8 protein-coding genes and 2 rRNA genes (1 of these 10 only partly in view) are annotated in these 8,240 nt (G+C 61.1%); 5 read left to right on the top strand and 5 right to left on the bottom strand.

Translation table 11 applies throughout. The features are described 5' to 3' along the window. From LV476_RS07335 to LV476_RS07310, 5 genes are all read left to right on the top strand, one after another. A 23S ribosomal RNA gene (locus tag LV476_RS07335) occupies positions 1 to 429 on the top strand (it extends 2,449 nt beyond the left edge of the window). Between the two features lie 84 nt (positions 430 to 513). Continuing rightward, a 5S ribosomal RNA gene (gene rrf / locus LV476_RS07330) occupies positions 514 to 629 on the top strand. Positions 630 to 1,008: 379 nt separating this feature from the next. Beyond that, positions 1,009 to 1,290, top strand: coding sequence for a ComEA family DNA-binding protein (locus LV476_RS07325; protein WP_250074852.1), 282 nt, complete (start codon positions 1,009 to 1,011; stop codon positions 1,288 to 1,290). Between the two features lie 380 nt (positions 1,291 to 1,670). Beyond that, a complete protein-coding gene (locus LV476_RS11205) occupies positions 1,671 to 2,099 on the top strand; it encodes a pilin (protein ID WP_284047423.1) in 429 nt (142 codons plus the stop codon). A gap of 55 nt (positions 2,100 to 2,154) precedes the next feature. Beyond that, positions 2,155 to 4,086 (top strand): O-antigen ligase family protein, encoded by a 1,932-nt coding sequence (locus LV476_RS07310; protein ID WP_250074850.1) that lies wholly within the window; start codon positions 2,155 to 2,157, stop codon positions 4,084 to 4,086. Positions 4,087 to 4,109: 23 nt separating this feature from the next. Here the strand turns inward: LV476_RS07310 and mtgA are convergent, their stop codons facing one another. The 5 genes from mtgA to LV476_RS07285 form a co-directional block, all read right to left on the bottom strand. Then, positions 4,110 to 4,835, bottom strand: coding sequence for a monofunctional biosynthetic peptidoglycan transglycosylase (gene mtgA / locus LV476_RS07305; RefSeq protein WP_250074849.1), 726 nt, complete (start codon positions 4,833 to 4,835; stop codon positions 4,110 to 4,112). Positions 4,836 to 4,997: 162 nt separating this feature from the next. Further along, a complete protein-coding gene (locus tag LV476_RS07300; RefSeq protein WP_250074847.1) occupies positions 4,998 to 5,762 on the bottom strand; it encodes a ProQ/FINO family protein in 765 nt (254 codons plus the stop codon). Positions 5,763 to 5,846: 84 nt separating this feature from the next. Continuing rightward, a complete protein-coding gene (locus LV476_RS07295) occupies positions 5,847 to 6,305 on the bottom strand; it encodes a hypothetical protein (protein WP_250074845.1) in 459 nt (152 codons plus the stop codon). A 93-nt stretch (positions 6,306 to 6,398) separates the two neighbouring features. After that, on the bottom strand, positions 6,399 to 7,634 hold the full coding sequence (locus tag LV476_RS07290) for an AmpG family muropeptide MFS transporter (protein ID WP_250074843.1): 1,236 nt from the start codon (positions 7,632 to 7,634) through the stop codon (positions 6,399 to 6,401). Continuing rightward, entirely contained in the window at positions 7,631 to 8,200 is a 570-nt protein-coding gene (locus LV476_RS07285; RefSeq protein WP_250074841.1) for a hypothetical protein, read from the bottom strand. Before LV476_RS07285 ends, LV476_RS07290 begins: the two co-directional genes overlap by 4 nt. Positions 8,201 to 8,240: the final 40 nt, after the last annotated feature.

Genomic DNA, 8,240 nt, shown 5'->3' with positions numbered 1-8,240 from the left:
ATATCGACGGCAGTGTTTGGCACCTCGATGTCGGCTCATCACATCCTGGGGCTGAAGCAGGTCCCAAGGGTATGGCTGTTCGCCATTTAAAGTGGTACGCGAGCTGGGTTCAGAACGTCGTGAGACAGTTCGGTCCCTATCTGCCGTGGGCGTTGGAGATTTGAGGGAATCTGTCCTTAGTACGAGAGGACCGGGATGGACGAACCTCTGGTGTTCCGGTTGTCACGCCAGTGGCACTGCCGGGTAGCTAAGTTCGGATGGGATAACCGCTGAAAGCATCTAAGCGGGAAGCCCACCCCAAGATGAGATCTCCCCGAGGCCTCGAGCCTCCTGAAGGGCCGTGGAAGACCACCACGTTGATAGGCGGGATGTGGAAGTGCAGTAATGCATGCAGCTAACCCGTACTAATTACCCGTGCGGCTTGACCATATAACGCCAAAGCAACACACATAGATACAACACACGCATTCGCTTTACCGCCGATCAGCCTCAGGCTGGTCGGTTACCCCTTCGCCTGGCGTCCATAGAGCGGTGGAACCACCTGTTCCCATCCCGAACACAGCAGTGAAACGCCGCATCGCCGATGATAGTGTGGGGCTTCCCCATGTGAAAGTAGGTCAACGCCAGGCTCCCCATTCCGAAACCCCCGCATGCCAAATGGCTGCGGGGGTTTCTTCGTGTTGGGTATGCCCTTTCCGGGGGCTCGGCCGTGGCCCGTCGGAGACGACGCACGTCTCGCCTGCGCTTGTCCCGCCGGACAAGCGATGTCCGTTCGCACCACGCGGACCTCGGGCAACGTCAGGCACTCCCCCTCCGATCCTCCGCACGACAGTCCGACGCCGGTGAGGCACCCGTGTGGAAATCGGTTCGGTGGCGGGATTTGTCATCTTGTAATCCGATTCCTACATCAGGAACCGATTTGTCCTACAAGTTATTCAGAATATGCCGATATCCGGAAACGCGTACATACCGTAAAGTACAGTCATCCCACGTGTACAAGGAGGTAGGATGATGAAAGGACTCACCCTGTTTTCACGTGCGGCTGCCATCGCGGCTGCTCTTTGGATTACCGCACCGGTAGCGCTTGCTGCCGACGCGCTGAACGTCAATCAGGCCAGCGTGGATGAGCTGGTGGCGCTCAACGGTATCGGCCCGGTCTACGCGGAACGCATTGTCGAATACCGGTCCGAACATGGAGGTTTCGATTCGGTGAGCGAATTGACAGCGGTTCAGGGCATTGGTGACAAGACCGTCGCGGCAATCAAGGATCAGATAACCGTCGACGAATAATCACGGCCACAGTAGATCTAAAAGCCCCGGGCGATCGCTCCGGGGCTTTTTTGTGGTTGCCGTTGCGGAGGAGCGGTGTTTCTGCCACGAGCGTTAATTCGTAGGGCTAGGTGTGGATCGGTGGGGTGGGATAAATCGGAGTTAAGGACAAACAATTCGTGTCAAAAAGTGACACATACAGCGATGTGGTTGGTAGGAAACGTGACAATTGCTACTACATTAGCGGTGGTTGGGTGGGTACGGTTGGCGCCGAATCCTTGCGCGGCGGACTTGCCGATATGGTGGTGGAGGCCTTCCCGTCTTGGCACGTACGTTGCTAGGTATTCCGTGGCCAAGGGCCAGGAGGCCCGGTTGATCAACGCTCCAAAGGAGAACTCGCAATGATGATGAAGCAAATGAACACGCAAGTTCAGAAGGGTTTCACCCTGATCGAACTGATGATCGTCGTGGCGATCATCGGCATCCTCGCCGCAATCGCCATCCCGGCTTACCAGGATTACACCAAGCGCGCCCAAGCGACCGAGTTGATCACTGCTGCCGCGCCGGCGAAGGTGGCCGTTGCTGAGTATGCGATCACGTACGATCAGCTGCCGGGGGCAAACTCGGTTAACTTTAGTTCCTCTTCATCGACGCACGTTCAGTCGGTGGCATGGGACGGCACCGATATTACCGTGACAGCGACTAGCACGAGTCCGTTGTCCGGCATGACCATCGATCTGACCCCCACGTTCAACTCGGGTGACTCCCAAGTGACTTGGAACTGCTCGACGAACGAGCCCCAGTGGGCGCCGAGCTCTTGTCAGCAGTAACCTGCACAAAGAAAACCATTTAAGCCGGGCGCGCCGAGAGGCGCGCCTTTTTGTTATGCGTTTGCTTATTATTCTTTTTCTTCTGGCTTTTGTGGCCAGTATGTTTTTCCACGGCCCATCGGACGCATACTGGCTGCCGTTGATCGGAATTCCCTTTGTCGTCGCTGGAAAGGTGCTCTTTTGGGACCTAAAGGGGCTCCTGTGGCAGCGCGGCTTGGGTTTCGCGAGCCTCGTAGGCCCTTTGTTGGCAGGGTTTCTCGGATGGACTCTTGTGTCCATCTTCTGGAGCGGGTGGCCCTATCTTTCGTACTGGTACTGGATCACCTTCGGCTGGCTCGTTCTCGCTTACGCTTTGGCGGTGCGTTTGCCGCAAGAACATGTTTCCCGACCGCTTTGCGGAGCGCTGGTTATCGTCCTACTTACTGCGATTGTGGCCGTTGTGGATTACGCCCTGGGAAGCCCTCGAGCACGCGGGCCATTTATTGACCCGAACTCCTTTGCTGCCCTCGTAAACGTCGCGATGTTCGTCGCTCTGGGGGAGTACGTTGAAAAATACCGTGACGGCTTGCGCTCCAAGCTGATGCTGGGGGCGATCACGATGCTGGCGGTGACATTGGTGCTAACCCAATCGCGGGGGGCTTGGATCGCGTTTTTAGGTGGCGGGCTATTGTATCTGGCCATCACTTGGCGATTTTGGCGCGTGTTGCCTCGGCCGGTTTTGTGGAAGGGGCCAACAGCGGTTCTGGTCGGCCTAATGTTGGGTGCTGCGTCATTGGGAGTGAGCTTCCTCGATCGCGCGGAGTCTGTCGTGACGTCAGACCAGACGGCGCGGTTTTTGATCTGGGACTCGACGCTAGAGGCTATTGATGATCACGGCCTCTGGGGAACCGGGTTGGGCACGTTCAAGCTCTACTATCCTGAGTTTCGTCATCTTGACGAGACGGGAACTACCGGGGACATGGCGCACAACGATTATCTCCAGTTGGCATTGGAAACCGGCGCGCCCGGCGTCCTTATGTTCGCATTGGTTCCTATCTTAGTCTTTTGGATTTTCCTCCGAAGCGGGGTCTTGGTCGCTCGAAGAGACCAGCTGGCTGAAGCGGATGGCCGGTTCTCTGCCCTGGTTCTGCTGATCGGTGCCTTGACGGCTTTTGCCCACGCACTTGTGAATTTTGTTTTTTATGAGACGGCCATCGCGATGCTCGTCGGGTTAACGCTGGCGATAGGTCTGAGTCGCCTGAAGATAAAGGAGAGTGGCTATGTTTCGGTGGCGTCCATGGATATCTCAAAGCCGCCGCGTGGACTGTTGCCTTGGGTGTTGGTGGGCATGCTATCACTCGGCATGTTGCTAGATGCTTATATCGGGTCCTTCTTGGCGCTCGATAGCCCGCATGTCGAACAGCCCACAGGGGTGGGTGCGAACCAGTATCCAGTGGCTCAATTAGTGAGCACACTTTATCCGGTGAATACCAAGGCGACCGAGTATGCGATGGCCGCGGAGTTCAACGAGGCGGCGAGCATGCCGATCCCACCGCTCAAAGAAATGGCCGAGAAGCTGGCGACCGACAATGCAAACCGGCTATTGCGTTACAAGGATCGGGATTGCATGGCGCAGACGATTGCTGCGGAGTTCCCGACGCGGGTGGCCCAGCGTCAGGGGGTGACTGACTCGGAGACGTACGCGGAGGCGATCAACAAGTTGCGAGCGGTGAATCGGCAGTTGCCACTCTGCATGCCGGGGCACCTTGAACTGTCGGACTTGCTGGTTCTGACTGGTAAGAAGTCCGATGCTCTGGCTGTGCTTTTGGGGGCGACCAAAGTTTTTGCAATACGTGACGAGGATCAGGCAAATCGCCTGGAAGTCCTTGAGCGTGCCGGACGGTTGGCGGAAGAGCTCGGCGAGCTTCAAATAGCACACCGCATGGCAGCTTCCCTTATGCGGAACGACCCGTCCAACATCTGGGCGAGGGAATTCGTGAGCGAGTAGTGATGAACGCGGGTGTATAGACGTCAGGGCGTCCGCGAATACTCCATCCGCTCAAGCACCGCACTGGTCCTCACCTGTAGTCCCCGCGCATTGCGGTTGTCTTGGTAGAACCGCGGGTTGGGAAGCATGGCGGCGAGCTTGGCGGCCTCGTATCGCGTCAGTTGGCTGGCGGATTTTCCGTAGTAGATGCGGGCGGCGGCCTCGATGCCGTAGACGAGGTTGCCCCATTCCGCGTAGTTGAGATAAAGCTCGAGGATGCGGCGCTTGCCCAGAGTTGCCTCGAGCATCAGGGCGATCAGCGCTTCCTCGCCCTTGCGCCATAGAGACTGATCTGCGGACAGGAAGAGATTCTTGGCGAGTTGCTGTGTGATGGTCGAGCCGCCCTCGACAATGCCGCCGGCTTCGATGTTCCGTTCCATCGCCCGGCGCAGACCCTTCAGGTCGATGCCGAAGTGATCCATGAATCGGTCATCCTCCGAGGCGACCACGGCACGGCGTGCGGCGGGGCTGATGGCATCAATGGGCACGAAGATCTGGTTGGCGCGGATGTCGGGGCGAATGCCACGCAGCATTTCGAGCCGCTCGCGCATGAAGGCGGTGGTCTCGGGATTGTGATCCCGCAGGTGCCACACCTGGACGAAGAACCACAGCTGGACCAGCACGAAGCTGAGCAGCGTGAGCCAGAACAGGCGCCATAGCCAGCGGCGAATGGGGCGGTTGTTGCGCGCAGTTTTCGTGCGTCGGCTCATGGGTGTTTGGTGGCGGCTATGGGGCGGTGACGGTTTTGTGGTCTGCGGCGTGAGGCGTCGTGGAAAGAGCGCGGTTGAGCCGCGCGGCGCTGCAGTGGCGCCGCTCCCGCTGAGGGAGGTGCGTGCAGTCTCGAGGGACACCCTCGAGCGGCGGGACGGTGCTTATTTGACCCCGTCCTGACCGAAGCGTTGCGCGAGACGGTCTAGCTTTTCTTCCATGCTCATGTTCTTGAGCGCCGGGTCCGGCTGGTTGTCTTTTGGCGGCCTGCCGCTCTTCGAACGGCGGTCGCCATGTCGCTTGGAGCCCTCGCCGCGCGGGGCGGCCTTTGCCCCCTTGCGGCCGGCCGGCTTGTTGGCCCCCTTGCGCGGACGGCGCGGCTTCTTCTCGCCGCTTTCCTCGGACTCACCCTGCTCGGCGCGTTTGGCGTCGCGTGCGGCATGGATCGCCTTGATCTGTTCCTCGGCGTGAGAGCGGGCCTTGTCGTCGATGGGCTCGGCCGGTTCGCCCTTGAGGTCGACCCGGTGCTCGGCATCCTTCATCGCGAAGTGGTAGGACAGTCGCGACGTGTAGAACTTCATCGCCGCCCGGATCGCCTTGGAATTGAGGCCGTCGAGCTCGGCCGGTCGCTCGGCGAGAATCTGCTGCAGGATGCCGATTGCCAGCGGCTTGACCGCCTTGGGATCCGTCGAGAAGGCCTCCGGCCATGCCGCCTCGAACAGCTTGACCGCCTCGCGCGGATGCACCCGAGGCTTCTTGGCCTGGTGGGCCTCGCCCTTGTCGCCGTCATTGGCCGCCGGCTTTTCACTTGCCTCCGCCGTTTTGGCTTCCGCCTGTTCGGCCGGTTCGGCATTCGGGGCGCCGTTGGCCTCGGTCTCTTCCGTCATCGGCCCGGTGGCCCCGGTGGCTTTGGAATCGTCTGCGGTCATGTCTCGGTCGGCTTGGCTTGGCATCAATAAAAAAACAAGACCGGCAAAGGGGCTGCCTCGCCGGTCCGAGTTCAGGTAGAAATCTTAACGGTTTAGTACGTCATAGACCACATCGCTGACCACTTCGCCTGCCGTATCGGCAATGACGACGTCCGTGCCGACGCGGTAATACCGCATGTGATCCGGCAGGGGCGACAGGTTGCGCACCAGTTCACGCGGTAGCGGTTCGTACTCCACGCCGCGCGGAGGCCAGGGCGAGCCGCGTTGCAGTCGCTTGGCGTGGCCCGGCGGAATCTTGCCCTGCTTGGCCAGACCCGGCGGCAGGTTACGGCTGTACCAGTCGCGGATGTGGCTGCGTTCGCGCGTGGAGATGTGATAGCGATCGCGATCGCGCTGCTGGGGCGCATTGCCCATCGCGTGCTGCTCCTGGTTGCCCTGGGCGTTCTGCCCGGCATGTTCCGGCGGTTGCGCCATAGCGTTGGCCTGACTGATCAGCAGTCCTGTGCTGGCGGCCAGCAGCACTTTTCCGATTTGAGCAATCATTCCATTCGCTCCTGTTGTTTGGATGTGTGCCGAGTGTAGATCAGAAGACAGGGTGCGTACGGGCGGGTTCCGTCGCAGGCCTTGGTGAGGCAGTCACTGGTCCAGCCGGCGGATGGTGTGGCGGGCTCGCCAGAGGAGCCACAGGCCGGGCAGGGCGGCAAAGAACGTGAGAATGAAGAAGATCGTCCAGTCGACCGCCTCGACGATAAAGCCGGCCGTCGGACCCAGGTAAATCCGTCCCAGCGAGGCGATCGCCGAGAGCAGCGCGTACTGAGTGGCCGAATACTTTCGGTCGCACAGGGACATCAGCAGCGCGACGAAGGCTGCCGTGCCCAGCCCGCCGGCGAAATGCTCCAGCGAGACCACTGTCACCATCAGCCCGTAGGCATTCCACTCGTACAGCCAGGCATAGCCGAGGTTGGTGACCGCCTGCAGCACGCCGAACAGCATCAGCGCCCGGTACAGGCCCAGACGGACCATCCACAGCCCGCCAAACAGCCCGCCGATGATGGTCACGATCAGACCGGCCCCGTTGTTGATCAGCCCCACGTCGGTCGCCGTGAAGCCCGCCCCGCGGATCAGGAAGGCCGTGGTCAGCGTGCCGGCAAAGGCATCGCCGAACTTGTACAGGATCACCAGCACGATCAGCATCCACGCCTCTGGGCGGCTGAAGAATGCCTTCATCGGCCCGATCACCGCCGCACCCAGCGTCTGCGGCGCGAGATCCCGCGTGTCCCGCTCCGGGGCGAACCACGCGGTGACGAAACCCACGCCCATCAGCAGCGCCATCACCGTGTAGGTCAGCGGCCAGCCGATGTGATCGCCCATGATCAGGGCGAGCGACCCGGCCACCAGCATGCCGATGCGGTACGTCATCACGAACACCGCCGCACCCAGACCGCGTTCCGGCGCATCCAGCGTATCCGTCCGCCAGGCATCGATGGCGATGTCCTGCGTCGCGGAGAAGAACGCCACCAGCAGGGCGAAGATCGCGATCTGCCAGATCTGCGTCTGCGGGTCGCTCAATGCCAGCCCCAGCAGCCCCGCGGCGATCAGCGACTGGGTCAGCAGCATCCAGCCGCGCCGGCGGGCGAAATAGCCGACCGACCATCGGTCGAGGATCGGCGCCCAGAGGAATTTCACCGTGTAGGGCAGGCCGACCAGCGCGAATAGGCCGATCGTCTTGAGATCGATATCCTCCATCGTCAGCCACGCCTGCAGCGTGCCGGAGGTGAGCAGCAGCGGCAGGCCGGAGGAAAAGCCGAGGAACAGCACGGCCAGCTGTTTCGGCGAGGTGGCGACAGCGCGGATGCGTTGCAGTCGGGTCACGTATTCCCTCGGGTGCGGAAAGTGGGTGTCGGACCGGACTCGGCCACGTGAATCAGATCATGTCGGGCAAGCCAGTCGACTGCCCGGTCAGCATCCTCGCGGAACCAGTCGGCCGGCGCGCCGACACGGAACGAATACCCCCAGGCCTGCATGTCGGCCAGCGCCCGCTGGCGGTCGAAACCATCGAGGTAATCGGCCATCAGGATCTGCAGGTGGCAGACCGCCTCCTCCTCGATATCGTCGCTGCCCGCATCCGTATGCGCCGCTGCCCGACGGCCGGCATCCATGCACACGAGGTGCGCGAATTCGTGCAGGGCCGAATGCACTGCCGTATCCGGACGGACATACAACCTCTCGCCGATCAGCCCCGCCTCGTCGTCGCCCCAGAAACTCCCCGGGATCGACTCGCCGTCCCTTACCCAGACCAGGGCCAGCCCGAACCGTTCCACCAATGTGTCCAGCGCGCCGCGTGGCAGCTCGTCCACGCGCAGCACCGCCGCCTCGTCGACCACGAGGTCCTCGGGCGGTGCAGTGAAACCGGGCTTGATGGAGTGGTCGGCAGACATCGGGCGGCATTGTGCCACGAGTGTCGTCGCACCCTTGCCT

Origin of the sequence: Guyparkeria hydrothermalis, from assembly GCF_023555385.1 — a bacterium.
GTDB lineage: Bacteria > Pseudomonadota > Gammaproteobacteria > Halothiobacillales > Halothiobacillaceae > Guyparkeria > Guyparkeria hydrothermalis_A.
The sequence above is the reverse complement of the archived record's forward strand: the minus strand, read 5'-3'. Positions and strand labels throughout refer to the sequence as shown.

Excerpts from the sequence above, each read along its gene's own strand:
- LV476_RS07310 (WP_250074850.1), top strand. The coding sequence starts at position 2,155 with ATGCGTTTGCTTATTATTCTTTTTCTTCTGGCTTTTGTGGCCAGTATG.
- LV476_RS07285 (WP_250074841.1), bottom strand. The coding sequence starts at position 8,200 with ATGTCTGCCGACCACTCCATCAAGCCCGGTTTCACTGCACCGCCCGAG.
- LV476_RS07325 (WP_250074852.1), top strand. The coding sequence starts at position 1,009 with ATGATGAAAGGACTCACCCTGTTTTCACGTGCGGCTGCCATCGCGGCT.
- mtgA (WP_250074849.1), bottom strand. The coding sequence starts at position 4,835 with ATGAGCCGACGCACGAAAACTGCGCGCAACAACCGCCCCATTCGCCGC.
- LV476_RS11205 (WP_284047423.1), top strand. The coding sequence starts at position 1,671 with ATGATGATGAAGCAAATGAACACGCAAGTTCAGAAGGGTTTCACCCTG.
- LV476_RS07300 (WP_250074847.1), bottom strand. The coding sequence starts at position 5,762 with ATGACCGCAGACGATTCCAAAGCCACCGGGGCCACCGGGCCGATGACG.
- LV476_RS07295 (WP_250074845.1), bottom strand. The coding sequence starts at position 6,305 with ATGATTGCTCAAATCGGAAAAGTGCTGCTGGCCGCCAGCACAGGACTG.